Below are 24,128 nucleotides of genomic sequence, written 5' to 3'. Positions count from 1 at the left end.
AGATCAATAGTTAAGGCTAATTATTTCTTTGGATTGGGTATGAATTTTCGCAGGATCCAATGATAAATAATTGGCCTTGAGATTTTTTAACGTAAAAATTACAATCAGTCTGTTTCATATTTGATTAATGCAAAAGCATTGACATCAAACAAACCCAGATCGGTCAGACGAAGGGACGGGATAACCGGCAATGCCATAAATGATAAAGTAATAAAGGGATCAACTCCGGTTGGAATGCCAAGATCGTGAGCATATGCTATCAGTGAAGCTACCTTTTTCTGTACCGCTTCGCCGGAATCAAGACTCATGAGTCCAGCAATGGGCAAGGGAACAGAACCGAGAACCCTATCTTCAGAGACGACAACATAACCACCTTTAATTTTAGCTAAACAGTCCACGGCTAATAGAATATCGGCATCGTTATCGCCAACGACTATGATATTGTGTGAATCATGAGCGACCGTGGTGGCAATAGCACCTTTTTTTATTCCGAAACCTTTAATTGCAGCAACCCCCACATTTCCGGTGTTTCGATGCCGCTCAATCACACAAAGTTTGGCGTAGGTTTCATTGGGTACGAAGTAGCTTCCATCGCTGGGGAGGGCCTCGAAAAGATGGTTGGTTTCAATTTGATTGGGAATCAGTTCGATCACGTGATTTTTTTCATAAACTGGAAGTTTGAGTTTTGCTGGTGACAATTCATGAATATGGACCGAATTAAGCAAACGAGGGTCGATGGTGTCCCCGGTTGTATTCTCAAAATGATATTGCGCAAGGGGTTTTCCATCCTTATAGACACTTTCAACTGTCATTGATTGGAGATCAGATAGAATGACCAAATCGGCACGGTATCCCGGTGCGATGGCACCAAGTCTTTTTAGTCCATAGGCCTGGGCGGCGTTGAGGGTTGCTATTTTTATGGCTTTAATCGGATCCATGCCCAGTTCAATAGCCATTTTAATGTTCCATCGAATATGTCCGTCACGATGAATATCCTCCAGATGTTTGTCATCCGTGCAAAAGAGAAAGCGGTCCATGGGAAGACCGGAGTCCAATAAACCGGTGACAATCGCGTAGAGATTTTTGGCAGCGGAACCCTCCCTGATAAGAATTAGTATTCCGGCTGCTAATTTTTCATAAGCTTCCTCAAAGGAGGTGGATTCATGATCACTTTCAATCCCGGCACATGCGTAAGCCTGAAGCGCCTTGCCCGAGAGTCCAGGGGCATGACCATCACAGATTTTATCACGACAAATCGTGAGTTTTTCAAGAATAACGGGATCTCCTGCAAGGACATTGGGAAAACACATTACTTCACCTAGACCAAGAATACGGGGATGATTAAGATAAGAATTCATGTCGTTCACCAAAAAGGCACCGCTGCCGTTGGTTTCAAATTCAGTGGCAGGGACTGAAGACGGAAGCATGATATATACATTTAGAGGAATATTTTCGGTCGTATTTAGTAGATAGTCCAGTCCTATTTTACCGGCCATATTTACAATTTCATGAGGATCCGCAATAATGGTTGTTGTTCCGGACGGTAAAATGGCTTTTGCAAGTTCTAAAGGAGTCACCATGGTTGATTCAATATGCATATGAGCATCAATAAAACCAGGGGAGATAAACTTTCCGGAACAATCAATTTCTCTCAGACCATCATACTGACCAATACCGACAATAAACCCATTTGAAATAGCCAGATCACCCCCTTGGATTTCTTCAGAAAAAAGATTGATGATTTTAGCTCTTTTCAAAACAAGATCAGCTTTCTCAAAACCATTGGATATGGCAATATTCTTTTGTTGAATTTGATTAGTTTTATTCATTTTCTTACCTACTAACACTTATTTCTTACTCTTTTTATTTTTTGAAGCAAAATACTAATTAATATTATTCCCTATATTTACAAAAAAATGCATTTTTCATGTTAATATCTTAGAAAAAGGTATATAATTATAAAAGAGTAATTTTATCCCGTTGACTTCAAATTGCTTATAAATTATTGTGACTAAAATGTAAAAGTGAAAAGTAATTCTAAGAAAGTGGTGAACAAAATGAAAAAATGGCGTTGTACTGTATGCGGCTATATACATGAAGGCGATACTCCTCCGGAAAAATGTCCGATTTGTGGAGCCGGTCCGGATAAATTTGTTTTGGTGGAAGAGCTACCAGATGATTTACCGGATAAGGAAAGAGAAGCAATTCAAGGATTGTTATTCAACGTCAGTTATGGGTTATATATTATTTCTTCAATCTTAGACGAGAAGCTAAATGGAATGGTATCCAACACCTTTATTCAGATTACAAGTTCGCCATTAAAAGCAAGTGTTTGTTTAGGAAAAGAAACCCTTACTTCCGAATATGTAAGAGAATCCGGAGTATTTGGCGTTTCAATTCTGGGAAAAGATAATCATAATCTGATCAGTCATTTTGGATATCAGAGCGGCAGAGATGTTGATAAATTTAAAACATTAAGCTATATTACCGGTGAAAAAACAGGCTGTCCAGGGTTGTTGGAAACACTGTGTTTTGTCGAGTGTGAAGTTGAACAGACCATCGATTTAGGAACGCATTATATGTTTATCGGTAAGATCGTTGATGGCGATGGGTTTAGTAAAGAAGAACCCATGACCTATGCCTATTACCATGCAACTCGATAATTATCAGATGTTGGGTATTATTTTTATTATATCGTATTAAAGTCAAGAAGCCAATGCGTTTTTCGCATTGGCTTCTTTTTGGTTAAATAGTAATTTTTTCCTTTAATTCAGGAAATGTTTTTAAGATTGTTTTAACAAGTTTATTGCAACCATGGGTTAAGACATCTGTTGTGGGTAGATGGTATTCATGCTCATAAGTTTTAATGGTTTCCTTAATAGCATCAGTGCCCATACCTTCATGATTAAGGGTGAGTGCAATGACTTTTGATTGGGAGAAACCCTCGATAAGCTTGATTTCACTGTTGATTGTAGGCATTTTAAGATAATTGAAATCAATTCGTCGTTTTCTCATGGGTGGATGTTGAAGAATGAATGCATCTGGCCTTCCCCCTCGGATAATGGCGCATGAGCTGACAAATGCCTGATGACTGAGTGAACCCTGCCCTTCCAAAATAATAATATCTGGTTTTTCATGGATATCGGCATCCATAACAGCATTTTCTAATTCACCGGTCATAAACTCTGAAGGAATGGCATCCATTGCGATTCCATATTTTTCACCTTGAATCAAAGCCGTTTGTCCTGTTCCGATAAATGAAGCGCGCAGCCCTTGTTCTTTTAAAGCTTGAATTAACAGCATCGCAGTGGTTCGTTTACCGACGGCACAATCTGTTCCGAAAATTGCCAGTTTGGGGGTTTTGACTTTTAGGATATCTCCGGTAAAAAGATGAAGATAACGATTAGCCAAAGGCTTTCGGATATCATAGAGTTTTACATTATACCGCTTGGCTTGTTGCTTGAATTCGGTGTCTTCAGAAATAAATTCATGAAGGCCGTTAACGATATTCATACCCATAGATATCGCTTTGAGAAAAATTCTTCTCTCATCACTTGACAAATAGGTATCTTTGGGTGCGATGCCGTAGATAAAGTATTTGGGCAGTTCCGATAATTTATCTACGGCATCTATTAAATCACGATAGATGGGGATGCCATTTTCAGTACCATCCAGAACCTTACCGGCATCCATGCCGTAATGTGTGCTGTCGACCACACAGGCGACTTGATATTTTTGAGAACGTCGAATTAAACCGTTTGCTGTTTTTCCATCTGTATCACCAAAATGACCTTCACAGTATACTAAAGCTTTTTCTTTCATATTTGAAAACTTCCTTTCGTTGTAACCAGGAACAATTGCTTTAAAAGACAAACTATTTAATTTGATTTCGATTAAAAAAGGTTGGGAATAAAGAGAGTCTGATATACATCATAATATATTATACCATATAAAGTGATGGTTAAACGCTAACCCACTAGATTTACTTAAAAGAAAATTCCCGGTATCAGAAATAGATATTAAAAAAGCCTGTTTCCGAGGGCTTTTTTAGATATCATTGAGAACCGGTTCGAGACTTGTATCTCTGAAAAAAGTATTGGCGTTATAAAGATATAAAACGTCGGTTATATTAGCGTTAGCAATAAGGGTTTCAATGCTGTCATAGTAATAGCGAGGATCAACAATCGTAATCTCACTATAAAAAGGGGTTAAAAAGGGAATAAAGGCGTTAGCATAAGAATCTTTAAGCACGAGTAGGTGCTTTCCATTATTGACGGGATTTTTAATCGTAACAATGGGATGATTTCCATCTAAAAAAACCGCATATTTATCCTTCCCGGTAAGTTGATCGGAAGCATAGAGAGAAGGTGACTTTTTTTGTTCTTCCACATAAGTGACAACCGAATAGTCGTTATCATTTTTGGGAATGTAAACATCAATAGTATCCGTATCCTTGATTGAATAACCACTTTCAGAAACGAGTGCGCCGGAAAAAGAATTCGTTACCGGATAGACCGTGTAGGCGTCCAAATCTGGGGTAATACCCATAGATTTGGAAACACCTTGAAAAGAAAGCCAGGCCCCCAGCGTTGTCCAATGATGATCGGTTTTATAATAGAGTAATTGATCCTTGTTTTCTTCCAGTATGGGCCTTGGGTCAAGGATAACCGTGTTTTCATTTAAACTCGATGTAAAGGAATCAATATAATCATTCTGATTAAGAACCGGCGCATTGGCAGGCAGCTTATCACTATAAATATTGATAGCAGTGGGTACCAGCATAAAGTAGTGCTTAAGTTCAGGATGTTTTGTCACAAAATTGTTTAACGCCGTTTTCGTTTTTTCCACATCTGCAGAAGCAAGCGGATTAAAGTTTTCGAGCAAGGTATGATCTTTTCCCAAATAAACACCGTTTGAGAAATTTTTACCTTCTATTCGGTCGGCATCGGTTTTAGCATGAATCCAGAAATTTCGGCCGACCAGTTGATCAGCCGCATAGGTTTCGACCTTTTTCATATAACGTCCATCCACCACACTGTCGATGGAAAAACGTGGCAATTGTGTCAAAATTCGGTTTTCAGTCGCGGAAAATTTCACATCCGGCAATAGCAATGTTATCAATGGAATAATAATTAAAAGAGCCACAAAAAATGAACTTAAATAATTGATGTATTTTTTGTAAATAAGAGGGCGGTTATGATGTTCATGAGGTTGACTTGTATTTTGTTTTCGCATAAGGATTCACCTAAAATCTAAAATATAAAAATGGATTATATGTTTCTGTTACTAAATAAGCAATGGATAGGAACACGATGACGCCATTTAGTCCCAGCGCAGTTGGAATAATCCAACTTTTTTCAGTGTGAATAAGTTTTGTGTATAGATTATGAATGAATGGGGTTGAACAAACACCACAGATAATCAATAAAATGAAATTGGTATACAAATAATAAACCCCGGTTGAATCAACCAGTGGCGCACCGGCAGTGAAAAACATGACACTGAGATAATGAAGTGCATAGCCCAAGTTTGGACTGGCGAAAAAAACCCAACCGATAATGACAAAAAGCATGGTATACAAACGCTGAAGAAACACGGGTAGTTTTTCCAGAAGAGCAGATAGAAACACTTTTTCGATAAAAAGGAGGAGGCCGTAATAAAGACCCCAAATCACAAAATTCCAGCTGGCACCATGCCAGAGCCCAGTGAGAAACCAAACGATACAGAGATTTATAAAAAGCCGTGGAATCGGAACTCGATTGCCACCTAATGGAATATAGAGGTACTCTCTAAACCATGTCCCCAAAGAGATATGCCAGCGTCTCCAAAAGTCAGAAACACTTTTTGAAATATAAGGATAGTTAAAATTCTCTAAGTAGTCAAAACCAAACATTTTGGCAAGACCAATGGCCATATCAGAATACCCGCTAAAATCGAAATAAATCTGAAAAGTAAAGGCTATAATACCAATCCACGCGGTTAAGATCGACATTTGACCGACATCAATGGCTTGAATCATGGTCCAGATATAGCCGATATTATTTGCAAGAAGCACTTTTTTGCCAAGACCCTGAATAAAACGTTCAACCCCAATTCCAAATTTTTCCTGATTCACCGGTCGATTGGAAAGTTGTTCATTAATATCAGTATAGCGAATAATTGGGCCGGCCATGAGTTGCGGAAACATGGTAATATATAATCCGAAGGAAATAATATTCTTTTGAACAGGTGCTTTTCTAAAATAGATATCAATGAAATAGGATAGAATATGGAAGGTATAAAACGAGATTCCAATAGGTAAAGGAAGCTGAGTATAAGGAATTCCCAGATTAAAAATCTGATTAATGGTGTCAAGCAGAAATCCCCAGTATTTAAAAAAGAACAGCACCCCAAGGTTTACGATTAAGGTCAGGATAAATAACCGTTTTCGGATAATTGCAGACTTATTATCCATGATCATTCCAATAGAATAGTCGAAAATAATGGTAAAGATCATTAGATAGACATAAACTGGTTCACCCCATGCATAGAAAATTAAACTTGCCAACAGCAATACGGCATTTTTTATTTGTTTGGGTACGATGTAGTAAAGACCCAGGGAAACGGGGAGAAATGTAAACAAAAATAAAATACTGCTAAAGACCATAGTAACTCCTTGCTATTATTTTTTCATGCTTGCGACAAAGGCATCTTTCAGATCAGCTGCGTTTGGCGAAACGCAATAAAATAAGGTATTACCAATTATTTTTAGCTCGTAATTATCAAGAAGCGCGCTTTGTTCAGGGCCATAACCGCTAAAACTCTCCTGCTGTTTTGTCACCCGTGTTTCAATCGCATCTTCAGCAAGATCAATTTGAGCCGAATCGTTTGATTTAACAATCAGCATTTCTGATACATCCATATAGTTTGACGGGATATAGATGAGATATTCGTCAAAATCGTTGGCGTTTAATCCATAAAAACGTTTTAAATCTTTTCCTTCACCTTTTACCATACCCAAATCACTAACAGAAGCTAAAAGATCTGGTTCTATATCAGTCAAAGAACGGTTGCTGTTGTGTTGGCAGCCAAGAAGAGGGAAAGTCAATATGATAATAAGTATAATGATGGAGAATTTTTTCATCAGTTCTGTCCAATTCTATAATAATTTTGAAAGGTCACTATTCTTTACCAGGTTATCCAACCATAAGGGATAGAATGCCTTTACCACATGGATGCCATCTTCCTCATGGTACTGCGGATTTGTCTTTAACAGGGTATAGGTATCAATATAATGGATATTTTTGCGGTTAGCCATTTCGATAAGTGCGGTATTATAAGTTTCAATCTGACTGAATACCGGTTGTTCTTGTAGGACTTTATCCGTAACCGGGAAGATACTGCAAATATAGATTTGGGTGTTTGGCAACTGCTCTTGGATGACATCAATTAACTGTTCATAGGAAGCAATATAAGAGTCAAGCGTGCTGTCAGGATGGCTGATGTCATTTAGACCCAATTCAATAAAGAGCGTTCGAGGAGATAAATCGACTATCTTGGGAACATCTTCTTGACTGTTGTCAATCGATTTTCCAAGAATCGCTACCAGCGAAGAAGCGCTCAAATAACCATAAAGTCCTAAACCTTCAGCGATAGAGTCGCCATAAACAACAGAAGAATCAAACAGATCAGGATAATTACCGGCATCTACTGCTTCATGTTTCATGAAATCAATTTTTTCTTCCATTGTAAAAAGATCCCTTGATTCCAAAGAGGTCAATTCATCAACTCCGGCTTTGATTTCTGAGTTTTGTTTGGCGATATTCTGGAAGTTCATAATAACAACCACGCCAATAATTAGTATCAGGATGATGATGATCACAACTATTCGGGGAGAGGTCTTAATTTTGGGGATTAGTTTGTTTGTTTTCAAAGGGATTCACCTTCAATTGTTATTTTCATATAGTTAATACAATATCACACATTATGCAGATAATACAACGTTCTTTTTGTAACAAATTAGTTGTTTCAATGTCACGATTTTGAATGAAAATAAGGGCCGTCGCTCAGAAAATCTCTGAGCGACGGCCCTTGACACTTTAGATTAATAGGTTAACATTTGGCCATGGTTTTTGTGGAAACGACATTAATGCCAAGACCCAAAAGATTTTCAATTATAATATCGCCCGATTTAATGGGGGCATCGACAACGACTTGATTAATGACTTTCATGGCATCAAAAATCTTTCCTTTAGGAATAGGTTCGGCAGTCTTTACGGGCAGACGCGGAAGCATGGCATTTCTAACAACAACGGTGGTAGGAATAACCCGAGTTGGGTTGGTTAGCTCATTGATTGCATATTTGGGACCACGTTTACAGGTATTGCCGGTAACTTCATAATTGCCGTCATCATTTTTATCCACAACGGTTAACTGACAGCCCATGGGGCAATTGATACAGGTTAATTCTTTGATCATTTTTTGGCCTCCTCTACGACAAAGCGGATTTCTCCGGCAGGATATTGGGCTAATACATCTTTGGCAATTTTGAAATTGACCATTTCAGCAGGAAGTAATTTTTTCTCCTTTTTTGTGGCAACGAGCTGATCACCGATATAGGCATTGACAACCCGATCTTTAAATACCTGACGAACACGCATGTAGAAGGTTACATTTTCCTCGACATTTTTCATAGCCACCTGTTGAGGAACGACATAACTAATGCCATTTCCATTAACAGTTGTAAAAGTGACGTTAGTATCCAACGTTCCTTTTACGTATTTTGCAGCGCCTTTGCCAGCAAGAACCGCTTCTTCACTTACAAAATCCACCAGATCATGAACGTGGACCACATTACCGCAAGCGAAAATGCCGGGAATGGAGGTTTGGCGAAGTTCTCCAACAACAGATCCGTTGGTTCGGTCATCCATTTCAACGCCGGCGGTACGGGTGATTTCATTTTCAGGGATTAAACCGACGGATAAAAGCAGGGTATCGCAGGGAATATATTCTTCAGTTCCGGGAATCACCTTCATTTTTTCATCGACTTGCGAAACACTCACACCTTCAATACGGTCTTTACCATGAATAAAGGTAATGGTATGGCTTAGTTTCAAAGGGATATCGTAGTCATCCAGGCATTGAACAATATTTCGTACCAAACCATTTGAATAAGGCATCAGCTCACAAACGGCATTAACATGAGCGCCTTCTAAAGTCATCCGACGAGCCATAATGAGGCCGATATCTCCGGAGCCAAGAATAACAACTTCTTTACCGGGCATATAACCTTCCATGTTGATATAGCGTTGAACCGTGCCGGCAGTGAATACCCCGGATGGACGGTATCCAGGAATACCAATGGCTCCGGATGTTCGTTCCCGACAGCCCATCGTCAAGATCACAGCCTTCGATTGAATAACGGTGTAGCCATCTTCTTCGTTGATGACATGAATTGTTTTGAGGTCGCCGTTATCGGTCAGGTCTAAAACCATGGTATTGAGCAGATAGGGGATACCAAGGTCAGTAACCTGGTGAATATAACGTTCCGCATATTCAGGACCGGTTAATTCTTCATTGAAAGTATGAAGACCAAAACCGTTATGGATACATTGGTTCAGAATACCGCCTAATTCGCGATCCCGTTCCAGAATAAGAACATTTTCCGCGCCATCTTTTTTAGCTTCTACCGCAGCAGATAAACCAGCGGGGCCGCCGCCTAAAATAACAACATCATAAATCATGATTATGCCTCCTCCTTAGCTGATTTTGTTTGTCCAGAAAGAATGTAGGTTGAGTCTTGTTGATCATACATAATTTCATCCAACGAACAGTTGAGTTCACGGGCAAGAATTTCAACGACCCGCGGGGAGCAGAAGCCGCCTTGACAACGACCCATTCCGGCACGGCATCGTTTTTTAACGGATTTGACTGTTCGAGCACCGGCATTCCGATGGATGACATCAAGAATTTCACCTTCGGTAATCGTTTCGCAACGACAGATGACTTTACCATACTTGGGGTCTTTCTTAATAATGTCAGCCCGTTCTTCGTCAGAAAGCTCTTCAAAGCGAAGATGAGGACGAACCTTTGGATTAAAATTGGGGTTGCTTTCAATATTGGGAATTAATGGTTTTACAATTTCTTCAACAACATAATGAGCGACAGCTGGAATCGATGTTAATCCGGGGGATTCATAACCAGCGACGTTAATGAATCCTTTTACCGGGGATTCTTCAAGGATGAAGTCACCGTCGGTGGTGGTAAAGGTATCGGCAACAGGCGTATTTCGGAGTCCCGCATATGAGCGAATGATTTTTTTAAAGGGCAGAGCAGGACAATTTTTCAAAGCATTGGCTTTGATATAATCCAGTTGTTCACCGGTTGTTGAGACATCACCTTTATCCACTGGCGAAGCATCCGGACCGATTAATAGGTTGCCATGTACGGTTGGTGAAACTAAAATACCTTTACCATTTTTTGATGGACAAGGGAAGATGACACTGTTCACGAGAGAACCCGCTTCTTTGTCAAAAATAAAGTAATTGCCTTTTCTGGCAAGAAGTTTAAAATAGGGTTCACCAACCATTTCATAAACGTCATCCGCATACAGACCGGCAGCATTAATAACTAATTTGGCATCGATATTTTCATCAGCGGTAGTGATATTAAAATAATCATCGACTTTATTAATGGCCGTTACCATATGATTGAGTTTAAGGGTAACGCCGTTGTCAATCGCGTTTTCAGCAACATGGGCACAGAGTTCGAAAGGTGAAACAATTCCAGCAGTCGGGGCATAAAGCGCTCCGCAGATATCCTCACTGAGATTGGGTTCCATGGCATGAACTTCTTCTTTGAATAAAATTTTCAATCCGGGAACACCATTTTTCAAACCGTTTTTATACAAATCGTGGATGGTTGCCATTTCAAATTCATCATGGGCGACGACCAATGATCCGCAACGTTTAAAGGGGACATCCAGATCATCACAAATTTTTCCATACATAATGTTTCCCACAGCATTGAATTTTCCCTTTAGTTTATAGGCTGGGGCATCAAAGCCGGCATGGACAATGGCAGAATTGGCCATTGTAATTTGATTACCCACATCATTTTCTCCATCCAACAAAACAATATCTAATTTGTACCGAGACAATTCTCGGGCAATGTAGGATCCGGCAATGCCGGCTCCAATAATAGCGATATCATACATAATTTATTCCTCCTTGGAACTAATAATAATAAAAAACCACACAATTTGCTCAAATGAAGGAATCATTTAAGAAAACAGTGTGGCTCTCCGTTGCCTTGTATTTAATTTTAGCTTATAGTTTGCAATAATGATTGTTGCTCTTCTCGAATAAGCTTTATTTTATCCCACAATGGTTTATGGGATGTGCTGACTGATAGTGCACCAGCAGCAAGACAAGAACGAACTTCTTCTTCTGTCTCAATGAACCCCCCAGTGACAATGGGGATATTAATTTCTTTTTTAACGCTTTTAATGAGCTTTGGGACTAAACCTGGAAGAATTTCAACTGCATCAGGCTTGATTTTTTTAGCTGACTCAATGGAAATATCCATGGCGGAAGAATCCAATAAAAATAAGCGTTGGATTGTCATCAGATTTTCCTGCTTAGCACGGGTGATAATGTTATTTTTTGTCGTAATGATTCCGGTGGGATTAATCTCATCTTTAAGATATTTAATGAAATAATTATCCTGGGAGTAACCTTTAATCAGATCCAAATGAATAAAAACATACTTATCAGCTTTAATACAAAGCTCCACTAATTTTTTTAGATTAAATACATTTCCGGTCAGTAAAAATATGATTTGCGACTGAGAATGAATCGCATCATAAATATCCTTGGGATTACGAACCGCAGCAATGATCGGATTGTCCTGAAACATCAGCAGACATTTTCTCGTAGCCATAACTCTCCTCCCTATGGATTGTATTTTACAAATTCATTATATAACACAACCGCTTAATTTGGAAAGAGAAAAATCTAAAATTGTTGGGGTGCGATGAAAACACCCCAACACCATCAACAGAGTTTGCCTGGTCAGAAAAGAATTATTCTACGTCTTCCCAGCCTTTAGAACATTCAACGGCTTTTAACCAGCCAGCATATAATTTAGCACGAACATCGGCATCCATCACTGGATTGAAAGATCGATCGAGTTTCCAGGCTTTGGTGACATCTTCTTTACCATCCCAGAATTTAACGGCTAAACCAGCCAGGTAAGCAGCACCCATAGCCGTTGTTTCGACGATGGAAGGACGATCAACGGGAACACCAAGAAGATCTGCTTGGAACTGCATCAAGAAATCATTATTACAGGCACCACCATCAACTTTTAATCTTGCCAATTTAATTTGAGAATCTTTTTCCATCGCATCTAATACGTCTTTTGTCTGATAAGCAAGAGATTCGACGGTAGCCCGGATAAGATGAGATTTGTTGGCACCACGGGTTAATCCCAAGATGGCACCACGTGCATACATATCCCAATGGGGAGCACCCAATCCAACAAAGGCTGGTACCATGTATACGCCATTGGTATCGGGAACTTTATTGCAATAGTATTCACTGTCAGGTGCAGAATCGACCAGTCTTACTTCATCACGCAACCATTGAATCGCTGCACCGGCGACAAAGATAGAGCCTTCTAAAGCGTAGTCGACAACACCATCCAAACCCCAGGCAATGGTTGTAATCAAACCGCTGTTTGATTTTACCGGTTTTTCACCAGTATTCATAAGCATGAAACAACCGGTTCCATAAGTGTTTTTAGCCATCCCTGGTTCAAAACAAGCTTGACCAAAGAGTGCCGCTTGCTGATCGCCGGCAGCTCCGGAAATTGGAATTGGATTTCCGAATAAAGTAGTTGTTCCATAAACATCAGAAGAAGGTCGCACTTCTGGTAGCATAGAAGCTGGGATATCCAGTTCTTTTAACATTTTTTCATCCCATTTTAGGGTTTTGATATTAAAGGCCATGGTTCTGGAAGCATTTGAATAATCGGTAACATGTACTTTACCGTCTGTCAATTTCCAGATCAACCAGGTATCAATGGTTCCAAAGGCTAATTCGCCTTTTTCAGCTCGTTCGCGAGCGCCGGGAACATTATTAAGAATCCAGTTTATTTTAGTTCCCGAGAAATAAGCATCAATAACAAGTCCGGTGTTTTCTTGAACATAGTCCTCTAAACCACGGGCTTTTAATTCGTCGCAAAATGCTGCCGTTCGACGGCATTGCCAAACAATTGCGTTATAAATAGGTTCACCAGTTTTTCGGTCCCAAACGACAGTGGTTTCGCGTTGATTTGTAATTCCGATGGCAGCAATATCATCAGCGGTTGCGCTGATTTTTGACATCGCTTCAGTTATTACTCCACTTTGGGTAGCCCAAATTTCCATGGCATCATGTTCAACCCAACCAGCTTTTGGATAGATCTGCGTAAATTCTTTTTGTGCAACACTGACGATTTCGCTGTCATGATTAAATAAAATCGCTCTTGAACTCGTGGTTCCCGCATCCAGTGATAAGATATACTTTTTCATAAGTATAACCCCCTATTTATTTTATTATTTATTTAATTATGTAAAAACATAATAAAATCTAAAGAAAAAAACCGAAAAATTACGAAAAAAAACAAAAAGAGCACATACTAACAAATTTACATATTCTCTTAATGTAAAAACGAAAGTACGGCCCTCCATAACTCCTGCCAAATATGAAATTAGTTTATCTTTTTGTGAAATTATTAAATTGCTTTATTTCGTCATAATAACACAATTTAGAAATGATGTAAAGGGTTACTGATAAAAAAAGAACGTTAATTAATTAACATAAAGGCTGTTCAACTCATTTTAAGGGTAATTAATTAACATTTAAGATTGTCGGTAGATCTGAATTTTTAGGCTTACGCGTTTTAAAAAGTAATGATTTAGTGGGATCAATAATAACCGGCTGGGACAAGCAGCTATTTATTTTTCGAAAAGTATGGTATAATATTTGGTATAAAAAATCGGAAAAATTTGAAAAAGTATAAATCTAAGAATGAAAAATGGTAACTAATATGGAAAATATGGAAAAAAATTTTACGCATCTTCATGTGCATAGCGAATTCAGTTTGTTAGATGGATTTTGCCGAATCAACGCCCTGGTGAAAGCAGCAGCAGAAAAAGGGATGGACAGTGTGGCACTGACGGATCATGGCGTTCTTTTTGGTGCGATTGATTTTTATAAAGCCTGTCAAAAAGAAAAAATACATCCGGTCATCGGTTGTGAAGTTTATGTTTCACCCCGAGGGTTAGAACAAAAAGAACCACAATTGGATAAGGAACGTTTCCATCTTATTCTGTTAGCTGAAAACAACAAGGGGTATAAAAACCTTATGAGAATAGTTTCAAAAGGTTTTATTGATGGATTTTATTACAAACCCCGGATAGATCACAATTATTTAAAGGAAAACAGTGAAGGTCTTATTTGCCTGTCTGCTTGTATAGGAGGAGAAATTCCCCAAATGATTTTAAATAATGATGTCGACGGAGCCGTTCAACGGTGCTTGTTATATCAGAATATATTTGGGAAAGATCATTTCTTTTTAGAAATACAAGATCATCGTTTAAGAGAAGAAGCATTGGTAAATGAACGGATGCTGGAATTCTCCAAAAAGTATGAGATACCGTTGGTAGCGACAAACGATGTTCATTACATTAACAAGGAAGACAGCGAGAATCATGATGTTCTTTTATGTATCCAAACAGCGGCCACCGTTCAGGAAGAAAAACGGATGCGTTTTCCCAATAATGAGTTTTATTTAAAAAGTCCTGAGGAAATGTCCAAACTATTTTCAGATGTGCCGGAAGCGATTGAGAATTCCAATCGAATCGCTAAAAGGTGTCAAGTAACATTTGATTTGGAAGAAACGCATTTGCCCAAATTTGAACTGCCGGCAAATGAAAATGCAAAAGATTACCTTAAAAAGTTGTGTATCCAGGGAATGCAAAAGAAATATCAGAATGCTTCATCGGAATTGGATGATCGGTTGGAATATGAGCTGGACACCATCCATACAATGGGCTTTGACGATTACTTTTTAATTGTATGGGATTTTATCAAGTATGCAAAAGATCATCAAATTATGGTCGGTCCGGGGCGCGGGAGTGCGGCCGGAAGCGTTGTCGCATACTGTTTAGGGATTACCACCATCGATCCGATTAAGTATCAATTGCTGTTTGAACGATTCTTAAATCCTGAGCGGGTCACCATGCCAGATATCGACGTTGATTTTTGTTACGAACGCCGTCAGGAAGTCATTGATTACGTGGTTCATAAGTACGGTGAAGACCGGGTTGCCCAAATTATTACCTTTGGAACCATGGCGGCCCGAGGGGCTTTACGGGATGTTGGAAGAGCCTTGGATATGCCCTATAATGCAGTCGATCGGGTCGCCAAGGAGATACCGATTCACCAAGGGGCCAATGTAACCATTAAAGAGGCACTGGAAGAGAATCCCGAGTTGAGAAAGATGGAAGCAGCGGATGAAGATGTTGCCAAGTTGATCAGAACAGCTCAATCCATTGAAGGATTATCGCGTCATGCTTCGACTCATGCGGCCGGAGTTGTCATATCAGACAAGCCGCTGGTGGAATATATTCCCCTTTATCGAAATAACGATGCGATTACGACCCAATTCCCGATGGGTCTGTTGGAAGATTTGGGACTGCTGAAAATGGACTTTCTGGGTTTGCGAACATTAACAGTTATTCGCGATGCCCTGGAAAACATTGCCCTTTCCGGCAGGCCGTGCCCGGATCTGGAAGCTTTGGAAATGGATGATGCCAAAGTCTATGAGATGCTTTCAAAAGGCGATACCTTGGGCGTATTTCAGTTGGAAAGCCGTGGCATGCAGCAGTTTATGAAAGAACTCCAGCCGAGTAATTTTGAGGATATCATTGCTGGAATATCGCTGTATCGCCCCGGTCCGATGGATCAAATACCACGCTATATTGAAAACAAAAAAAATCCGAACTGTATTTCGTACGATCATCCGATTCTGGAACCCATTCTCAATGTCACTTATGGCTGTATGGTTTATCAGGAACAGGTGATGCAGATATTCAGGGATGTAGCCGGTTTTTCGATGGGGCGAAGCGACTTGGTCCGCCGCGCCATGTCCAAGAAAAAAGGGGATGTGATGGAAGCCGAAGGCCAGGTTTTTATTCATGGAGAAGTGAATGAAAATGGAAAAATCGTCGTTGATGGAGCGGTTCGCCGCGGGGTTCCGGAAAAAATCGCGATAAAAATATTTGTAGAGATGAAGGATTTTGCTAAATATGCATTTAACAAATCCCATGCTGCCGCTTATGCAGTCATTTCCTATCAAACGGCATGGCTCAAATATTTTTATCCCACCGCGTTTATGGCAGCGTTAATGTCAAGCATCATGGATGATGAGAAAAAAGTCGCCAAATATATTGAAGACTGTCGTAAAATTGGAATTGAGGTATTGCCGCCCAATATTAATGCCAGTTATGAGAAATTCAGTGTTTCGGAAAATTCAATTTGCTTTGGGCTGGGGGCGGTAAAAGGACTTGGCAAAAATGCCATCGCGGCAATCATTGAGGCTCGCAAAAAGAACGGCGATTTTCAAAGCCTGAGGGATTTTTGCGAACGGGTCGACCTGAAATCTTTGAACAAACGCAGTATTGAAAGTCTTATCAAGGGCGGCGCTTTTGATTCGATCGGAAGCAATCGGGCCCAGATGCTGGCCATTGCGGAATTAATTGTGGATCAGGTTCAAAGAGAAAAAAAAGATCGGCTCTCAGGTCAGATATCACTGTTGGATATGGCAAATTTGGGAGATTCAGGAACGATGCTGATATTAAAAGAAGAGCATTTCCCGCAAAAGGAACCTTTTTCGAAGGAAGAGCGGTTGGTATTGGAAAAAGAAGTTTTAGGCTTGTATGTTACCGGACATCCGCTTGAAAAGTATGAAGAAATATTAAAAAAAACAGTGACGCTTTTTTCTAATATGGTCGATAGTTATCAAGATTTAAAAGATGCCGGCATAAGGGATGGACAACAGGTCAGTGTAGGCGGATTAATTGCTGAATTGAAAACCATGATGACAAAAAAGGGTCAAATGATGTGCTTCCTAACCATTGAGGATTTGTATGGAAGGATTGAAGTGGTTGTTTTCCCCCGAACCTATGATGAATACCGACATTACTTAAAACAGGACCAGCCAATTGTGATTAAAGGGCGAATAAATTATAACGAAGAAGCGCAAACATCAGTGATTGCCTCGCAAATATGTCCAATAGGACAACCTTCGAAGCAATTGAAAACTCTTCAAGTCGAAGAACTTTCGGCTCCCTACGAAACGACAAATGGAACCCAGCTTCAAAAGAAACTGGTATTAAGTTTCGATGATTTAACAGAGAAGTCCTTGATAAAAACAGTAAAATCAGTTCTAATAAAGTATCCGGGACCGGTACCGGTTGTGTTGTATTTAAGAAATGATCATAAGAATTTCGGAGCCAATAGAAACTTATGGGTGACCCCGGGAGAGGCACTAATCAGTGAATTAACTCATATTTTAGGAAATCAAAACGTGGAGGTAAAATAAAATGCGAATTGGATTATTAACCAGCGGGGGCGATGCCCCAGGAATGAATGCAACCATCCGAGCCATTGTCCGGACGGCGATTTATAATAAAATTGAAGTTTATGGAATTAACCGGGGTTTTGCAGGCTTATTAGAAGAGGATATCACCCCGCTCAGTGTTTACTCAGTCGCTGATATTCTTCAACGGGGAGGAACAATTCTCAGAACATCAAGAAGTGATTTTTTTGCCACCGATGCTGGAGTTAAAAAAGGTGCTGCAGTTCTTGAAGAATACGGCATTGAACATCTCATTATTATTGGCGGTGATGGGAGTATGAACGGCGCCCTGGCACTTCAAAAACTCGGAGTCAAGGTAATGGGAGTTCCCGGTACGATTGATAATGATTTAGGCTGCAGTGATAATACTATTGGATTTGATACAGCGGTTACCACTGCTTTGGATGCGATCAGTAAAATAAGAGATACCACCTATTCACACAATCGCATCAATGTTGTTCAGGTTATGGGGAGAAAATGCGGGGATATAGCACTTTATGCTGGACTTTCCGGAGGTGCTGAAGCATTAATTCTGCCAGAAGTTGAAACAGATCTGGATGCTATCTGCGAGAGACTTCTCCAGGGAAAAGACCGTGGCAAGCTTCACAGTATCGTGATGTTGGCTGAAGGTTGTGGAAATTACCGAGATTATTGCGTAAAGATAGAAGAACGCACTCAAGTAACGACAAGAGGAACGAATTTAGGCTATATTCAAAGAGGTGGTTCGCCATCAAATGCGGATCGGATTTTAGCAAGTTTTATGGGTTATAATGCCGTGTTGAGTATCATAAAAAAAGAAACAGGATGTATTATTGTTGAACGTTGTGGATCTTATTTGGGCATTCCCATTGATGAAGCACTTAAAATGCCAAAAATATTCCGACAGGATATTTATGATATGGCATCGGTATTATCCATATGATTAAAAAAAAGTCTTGTAGTAGAAAGAAGGTAAAAAAATGAAAAGAACCAAGATTGTATGTACTTTGGGTCCAGCGTCAGATACAAAGGAAATATTAAGAGCGCTGATCCTAAATGGAATGAATGTCGCCCGCTTAAATTTCTCTCATGGTTCTCATGAGGAACATTCGGCAAGAATTCAGCGAATTAAAGAGCTCCGCAAAGAACTGGGAATACCGGTAGCAATTATGTTGGATACAAAAGGACCGGAAATAAGAACAGGGGAATTACTTAAAGGAAAAGTTGACCTGGTAGCTGATAAAATGGTCGTTTTAACGACCGAAAATATTTTGGGAGATGAAAAGCGATTCAGTATTTCTTATGACAATCTTCCCAGCGAAGTATCAGTGGGAAGTAGAATTCTCATTGATGACGGGTTGATTCAGCTTGAAGTAGAAAAAGTACAGGGAACTGAAATTAATTGTCGAATATTAAATGGAGGAACCTTAGGTAATAAAAAAAGTATCAATCTTCCTGCGGTAAACATCGAATTGCCAGCTTTGACTAAAAAAGATGAAGAAGATATTATTTTTGGAATCAAACAAAAAGTGGATTTTGTTGCCGCTTCATTTGTTAGAAAACCGAAAGATGTTTTAGAAATCAGAAGAGTGTTGGAACAAAACGGCGGTGGTGGTATTAATATTATATCGAAGATAGAAAATCGAGAAGGAGTCAAAAAAATTGACCAGATTCTTAATGTTTCAGATGGAATAATGGTTGCCCGAGGAGATCTGGGGGTTGAAATACCGGCGGAAGAAGTGCCATTGGTACAGAAAAGTATTATCAGGAAATGTAATCTGGTTGGGAAACCGGTGATAACAGCGACCCAGATGCTGGATTCGATGATGCGTAATCCCAGACCGACTCGGGCAGAAGTTGGGGATGTCGCAAACGCAGTGTTTGATGGAACCGATGCGGTTATGCTTTCGGGTGAAACGGCGGCGGGATCTTACCCCATAGAATCAGTAAAAACAATGTGCAATATTGTCGTTAAAAGCGAAAATTCCGAAGAATATGCCAGGCGGCAAAAACCGGAACACGGAGAACTGACCACCACCAATGCAGTGAGCGAAGGGGCTTGCCAAATTGCCGATCAGCTCAATGCGCAATCCATTATTGCGGCAACATCATCTGGCCATACAGCGCGAATGATTTCAAAATATCGTCCGGATTGCCAGATCCTGGCAGTGACAGATAAGGTGACGACGGTTCGACGTCTGGCGTTGGTTTGGGGCGTTGATTGTATTTATACACCCGAGTTTGGAGATACCGACAGCATGATCATGGATGCTGTTGAAAAGGCTGTTGAGCAGGGGTATGTAAAATTTGGAGATATAGCAATTGTTGCGGCCGGAGTACCACTGGGCGTTCAGGGAAATACCAATATCATAAAAGTTCATACCGTTGGTAATGCAATCATCACTGGCGTTGGCATCGGAAAAAAACCGGTTACTGGTTATGCTAAAATTATAACAGCAGTCAATACTGACGATTTTATTGAAGGTGATATTCTCGTTGTAAAATCTTTGATACCAGAGATCAGTCATATTCTTCATATGGCTTCAGCGATTATTACCGAAGAAGGCGGACTAAGTTCAGAAGGTGCAATTGCCGGACTTCATTATGACATTCCGGTCATTGTTAATGTTTCAAATGCATTGAAAATTATCGAGCATGGCAAGTTGATTTCCCTTGATCCAAAACGTGGAATTATTTACCAGGGAAGAGTCCAAATGATTTAAACAGATTAGTCTGAATATAAAAAAGCCTTTCTATTATTCATTGATGTGCATCAAGGCGAACACCCAAAGGGTGTCGGATCTGGGCATGACACGGATAATAATAGAAAGGCTTTTTATCGTTTGTTTAGGTAATTAATCGATTTTATACATAATTTGATAGGTTTGAGAAGGGACACTATCTACGGTAGAATTTGTGCTGGCAGCATTTGTTTCTGCTGAAAAATACAGAATTGATTTATTTGGATGACAAAACACCTGCGAGCTTAATTTCAAAGGAGCTGTAACCTGGAGGGGATTATCACCATTGGCATCCATGACCCAAATTGACTGTGATTGAGAATCATAATTGGGCGAATACTGGGTGTAAATAATATTTTCACCATTTGGAGTAAATTTCACAGTTCCAAAATGACCGGTTGCAATTGTTGATGATTTAATATCACTGGTTTTCCAAGTGCCGATGCTTTGAGATTCACCACCGTTTTTTATAAAAATCACTTGATTTGTAACATCATTAATATCAAAACTATTTACATTTTCCGCGATTAAACTAGGCGATAATTCGAGGGAATCATCTTTTATTTTAGCATAGTACAGATTCGTCTTTTCTTCCTTAACAGGATCATAAGCGATAAACACAAAACCCTGGGCATCTTCAATATAATCGATGGATAGAATGGGATAATCCCGAAGCGTTTTGTAAACAGTGCGGTTTCCTTCGTTATCGGCCAAAACAAGTTCATTATTATTGTTGCTATAAACGACTTGATTAGATTCATTGGTACTGAAAAACTGATTGACATTTTCTTCAGGATTTGAGATCGTCCGGGTGATGTTTTTATTGATGTCCGTCCATAAAAGTTGACTGTCCAAGTTTCCAGAATTTGGTTCAATCGTTTTTTCGATATAATAGATACCAGTATCATTGGCATCATAGAGCGCTGATAACTCATGTTTATCTGAATTGACAAATGAAGACAATTGCTGAGTATCGGTATTAAATGTATCAATATTAAAGGTTGTTCCGCGATTGAGGATGATCAAATTATTTCCGTTATTGGTAATATCTTGAACGACACCGGACGAAATAACATTAAATGATTGGATGCTGATTTTCTGGGGTGACTGAATTCCGGAGAAAATGCCTTCTTTTAAGACGACCGGTACATTCACTGGAATAAATATATTCTGACAGCCGCTGGCAAACAATGCGATCATGATGATAAAAGCAAGGAAAAGGCTCTTATTCTTTAGGCTTTTCATTTTTGTCACCTCCATATATTAAAACGGATAAAATGGGAATGGTCACAATAATATTGGTTCCTTCGCCAACCTGGCTGACAATTTCAATTTTACCCTCATGCTTTTCAACAATCTGTTTAACGATATAAAGACCAAGCCCTGATCCCCCTTCGCCAGGTCCTCGGGATCGATCTTCTTCAACTCGATAAAAGGCGCTAAAGATACGTTGCTGCTCAATTTCTGCGATTCCGGGGCCATAATCACGAATGGATACAACAATATGGTCATCTTCAAGAGTAGAAATAACATCGATAATGTCACCGTTATTTGAATATTTAATGGCATTGTGAAGAATGTTTATAAATACCTGCTGAAGCCGGTCATAGTCACCGAGAATTTCAGGAAGGTCATCAGAAATATAATTAATTTGGATATCAGATTGAGTTGCCTTAATTTGCATCTGTTCAACGACTTCAGAAATTAAAACAACAATATTTAAGTTCGTTTTTTTAAAATCAAATTCGGCCTTGTCAAGTTTATTTACATTCAGCAAATTATCCACAAGACGAAGAAGACGATGGCCTTCACGGTTGATTGTGTTTAATGAGCGGTTTATTATTTCTGGATCAGCAACCTGTCTTCGCGTCAGCATATCGGTATACCCGATAATGGTTGTTAAAGGCGTGCGCAATTCGTGAGAAACACTACTGATAAACTTCCGCTGTTCGTCCTGAAGGTGCCGGGCAGCTGTCATATTACGGATTATGATCAAATAGTTTTCTTCAAAACCTTTTTCTCGAATAGGACTTCCGATCAGTAAAAGATTACGATTATTACAATCAATTTCTTCTGAAATATGGTTTTTCCCGTTTTTCAGACTGTCAAAAATATCCCGCAAGAATGATTGATACTGAAAATCATAAATAGTTTTTGGATTGCTGACATTGAAATAAGTTTTTATATAACTGTTTGAAGTAATGATATTTCCGTTTTTGTCAATAGCCAACAAACCATCATCAATCGATGCGAGTACCCCAGCAAGTCGTTTTCTTTCTGATTCCAGCTGAAGAATGACATTGTTGATATTGGTAATCATGCCATTGAAAGCTTGCGTTAAATCACCGATTTCATCAGAATGCTTATAGTAAATAGTCAGATTAAAGTTCCCATTATTGATTGCTTTGGAAATCTTTGTTAAATCTTTAATCGGTTGGAAAAAATGTTTGGAAAAAATCGTCGTTATCAGTACCAACACAAAAAGACCAATGAGTCCGCCAATTGCAAAAAGGATAGTGGTGATATGAAGAAAAGTATCCATTTCATGCAGGGGATATAGAAAACCGATGTACCCCACTATCGAGTTATCAATATTAATGGGAGAGACATAATAGGCAACGCTGGCGTTGTTCACGGACTTCAAAGTAAACACCGGGGCAGACTGGGCTTTAGACAAATTTATTTCGGTTTCAAGGGTATTTGTATTGCTTAGGTCAACAGAATCAGCAATAAGGGATCCACTAGTATCAAAAAGCAAAACACGATTATTTTCATTAACAGCGATATTTTTAGATAAGTAAAGACCATTTGCGGAAAAACGATTCATTAGCGAATCAGAATCCGGGGAGTCTTTGAGCGCTTGATCAATATATAAAGTGGTGTCTTGAGTCATTTCCAACAGGTTATTTTTTGCTTGATTAATATAATAATAAGAGGTTCCTTGAAAGACACAAAATACAACAATTAAAAATGCAAAAGCAAAAAGAAAAATGTTGTAGATGATCATTCTTTTTCGGTAGTTCAGATGCATTAGAGCTTCCTCATTTTATATCCAATTCCAAATACTGTTTGGATGTATTTGTTTCCTTGGGTATCAATTTTTCGTCGAATTCTCTGAACATGCATGTCAACGGTTCTGGTATCGCCATAGTAATCATAGCCCCAGATTTTCTCAAGAAGCGTATCCCGAGGGAAGACCTGTTCAAGATTTGAAGCAAGCAGGAAAAGCAGCTCAAATTCTTTTGGCGTTAAATGGATTTCTTTTCCTTCAAGCAAAACCATACGCTCATCAGCATAAATGCTCAGGTCGCCGTTCGTTAATAGAGAATCTTGTTTTTTAGGTTCAATTACAATGGCTGAGCGTCTCAAATGAGCTTTGATTCTGGCTAAAAGTTCACGATTGTCAAATGGTTTGGTGAGATAGTCGTCGGCTCCGAGTTCCAACCCCAAAACCTTATCGATGATGTCGGTTTTGGCAGTTAAAAGAATAATGGGAACACCTAACTGGGGACAAAGTTCCCGACAAACATCATAACCATTTTTTTTAGGAAGCATAATATCCAAGACAATCAGATCAGGGTGAATAGCTAATGCTTTTTCGACCGCTTCCACACCATCATACGCCGTTTCAACCTGATATCCTTCAAACTCAAGTTCTAATTTTATTAAATCAACAATAGATGCTTCGTCATCTACGACGAGTATTTTTTCATTCATTTTAGTGCCTACTTTCTAGTTTTTAGT

The 24,128-nt window shown here is 39.3% G+C and carries 18 protein-coding genes; 4 read left to right on the top strand and 14 right to left on the bottom strand.

Annotation, left to right across the window (positions count from 1 at the left end):
* Positions 1 to 104: 104 nt before the first annotated feature.
* Positions 105 to 1,829, bottom strand: a complete 1,725-nt coding sequence (gene ade / locus FZC40_RS11520) for an adenine deaminase (protein ID WP_148604496.1) — start codon at positions 1,827 to 1,829, stop codon at positions 105 to 107.
* A 228-nt stretch (positions 1,830 to 2,057) separates the two neighbouring features.
* Here ade and FZC40_RS17590 point away from each other — a divergent pair, with 228 nt between their 5' ends.
* Positions 2,058 to 2,663, top strand: coding sequence for a flavin reductase (locus FZC40_RS17590; RefSeq protein WP_148604493.1), 606 nt, complete (start codon positions 2,058 to 2,060; stop codon positions 2,661 to 2,663).
* Between the two features lie 82 nt (positions 2,664 to 2,745).
* Here FZC40_RS17590 and FZC40_RS11510 read toward each other — a convergent pair whose 3' ends face one another.
* From FZC40_RS11510 to glpK, 10 genes are all read right to left on the bottom strand, one after another.
* Positions 2,746 to 3,822: an N-acetyltransferase DgcN family protein gene (locus FZC40_RS11510; protein WP_148604491.1), complete on the bottom strand. Its 1,077-nt coding sequence runs from the start codon at positions 3,820 to 3,822 to the stop codon at positions 2,746 to 2,748.
* Between the two features lie 225 nt (positions 3,823 to 4,047).
* Positions 4,048 to 5,235, bottom strand: coding sequence for a DHHW family protein (locus tag FZC40_RS11505; protein ID WP_148604489.1), 1,188 nt, complete (start codon positions 5,233 to 5,235; stop codon positions 4,048 to 4,050).
* A 10-nt stretch (positions 5,236 to 5,245) separates the two neighbouring features.
* Positions 5,246 to 6,646 carry an MBOAT family O-acyltransferase gene (locus FZC40_RS11500; protein ID WP_148604487.1) on the bottom strand — a complete coding sequence of 467 codons (1,401 nt, stop codon included), beginning with the start codon at positions 6,644 to 6,646 and terminating at the stop codon, positions 5,246 to 5,248.
* Positions 6,647 to 6,661: 15 nt separating this feature from the next.
* Entirely contained in the window at positions 6,662 to 7,123 is a 462-nt protein-coding gene (locus tag FZC40_RS11495) for a DUF4358 domain-containing protein (protein WP_148604485.1), read from the bottom strand.
* Positions 7,124 to 7,138: 15 nt separating this feature from the next.
* On the bottom strand, positions 7,139 to 7,912 hold the full coding sequence (locus FZC40_RS11490; protein WP_148604483.1) for a GDSL-type esterase/lipase family protein: 774 nt from the start codon (positions 7,910 to 7,912) through the stop codon (positions 7,139 to 7,141).
* A 179-nt stretch (positions 7,913 to 8,091) separates the two neighbouring features.
* On the bottom strand, positions 8,092 to 8,457 hold the full coding sequence (locus FZC40_RS11485) for a DUF1667 domain-containing protein (RefSeq protein WP_148604480.1): 366 nt from the start codon (positions 8,455 to 8,457) through the stop codon (positions 8,092 to 8,094).
* Positions 8,454 to 9,722: an NAD(P)/FAD-dependent oxidoreductase gene (locus FZC40_RS11480; protein WP_148604478.1), complete on the bottom strand. Its 1,269-nt coding sequence runs from the start codon at positions 9,720 to 9,722 to the stop codon at positions 8,454 to 8,456. Before FZC40_RS11480 ends, FZC40_RS11485 begins: the two co-directional genes overlap by 4 nt.
* A 2-nt stretch (positions 9,723 to 9,724) precedes the next feature.
* The gene (locus tag FZC40_RS11475) at positions 9,725 to 11,194 is read right to left on the bottom strand and encodes an NAD(P)/FAD-dependent oxidoreductase (RefSeq protein WP_148604476.1); all 1,470 of its coding nucleotides are present in this window, start codon (positions 11,192 to 11,194) and stop codon (positions 9,725 to 9,727) included.
* A gap of 107 nt (positions 11,195 to 11,301) precedes the next feature.
* Positions 11,302 to 11,919: a glycerol-3-phosphate responsive antiterminator gene (locus FZC40_RS11470; protein ID WP_148604474.1), complete on the bottom strand. Its 618-nt coding sequence runs from the start codon at positions 11,917 to 11,919 to the stop codon at positions 11,302 to 11,304.
* Positions 11,920 to 12,061: 142 nt separating this feature from the next.
* Positions 12,062 to 13,552 carry a glycerol kinase GlpK gene (glpK, locus tag FZC40_RS11465; RefSeq protein WP_148604472.1) on the bottom strand — a complete coding sequence of 497 codons (1,491 nt, stop codon included), beginning with the start codon at positions 13,550 to 13,552 and terminating at the stop codon, positions 12,062 to 12,064.
* Positions 13,553 to 14,058: 506 nt separating this feature from the next.
* Here glpK and FZC40_RS11460 point away from each other — a divergent pair.
* The 3 genes from FZC40_RS11460 to pyk are packed head-to-tail and all read left to right on the top strand — an operon-like array spanning position 14,059 to position 20,366.
* On the top strand, positions 14,059 to 17,628 hold the full coding sequence (locus FZC40_RS11460; protein ID WP_243135803.1) for a DNA polymerase III subunit alpha: 3,570 nt from the start codon (positions 14,059 to 14,061) through the stop codon (positions 17,626 to 17,628).
* 1 nt (position 17,629) lies between these two features.
* Positions 17,630 to 18,586, top strand: a complete 957-nt coding sequence (locus tag FZC40_RS11455) for an ATP-dependent 6-phosphofructokinase (RefSeq protein ID WP_148604467.1) — start codon at positions 17,630 to 17,632, stop codon at positions 18,584 to 18,586.
* A 37-nt stretch (positions 18,587 to 18,623) separates the two neighbouring features.
* Positions 18,624 to 20,366, top strand: coding sequence for a pyruvate kinase (gene pyk, locus FZC40_RS11450; protein ID WP_148604465.1), 1,743 nt, complete (start codon positions 18,624 to 18,626; stop codon positions 20,364 to 20,366).
* A 132-nt stretch (positions 20,367 to 20,498) separates the two neighbouring features.
* On the opposite strand, the gene FZC40_RS11445 is transcribed toward pyk, so the two are convergent.
* Genes FZC40_RS11445 through FZC40_RS11435 form a run of 3 tightly spaced genes read right to left on the bottom strand, consistent with a single transcriptional unit; the run spans position 20,499 to position 24,101 of the window.
* Entirely contained in the window at positions 20,499 to 21,629 is a 1,131-nt protein-coding gene (locus tag FZC40_RS11445) for a hypothetical protein (protein WP_148604463.1), read from the bottom strand.
* Positions 21,610 to 23,415 (bottom strand): HAMP domain-containing sensor histidine kinase, encoded by a 1,806-nt coding sequence (locus FZC40_RS11440; RefSeq protein ID WP_148604460.1) that lies wholly within the window; start codon positions 23,413 to 23,415, stop codon positions 21,610 to 21,612. The genes FZC40_RS11445 and FZC40_RS11440 overlap by 20 nt, the downstream gene beginning before the upstream one ends.
* The gene (locus tag FZC40_RS11435) at positions 23,415 to 24,101 is read right to left on the bottom strand and encodes a response regulator transcription factor (protein WP_148604458.1); all 687 of its coding nucleotides are present in this window, start codon (positions 24,099 to 24,101) and stop codon (positions 23,415 to 23,417) included. Before FZC40_RS11435 ends, FZC40_RS11440 begins: the two co-directional genes overlap by 1 nt.
* Positions 24,102 to 24,128 lie beyond the last annotated feature (27 nt).

Source organism: Acetobacterium tundrae (assembly GCF_008086615.1).
GTDB lineage: Bacteria > Bacillota > Clostridia > Eubacteriales > Eubacteriaceae > Acetobacterium > Acetobacterium tundrae.
The sequence above is the reverse complement of the archived record's forward strand: the minus strand, read 5'-3'. Positions and strand labels throughout refer to the sequence as shown.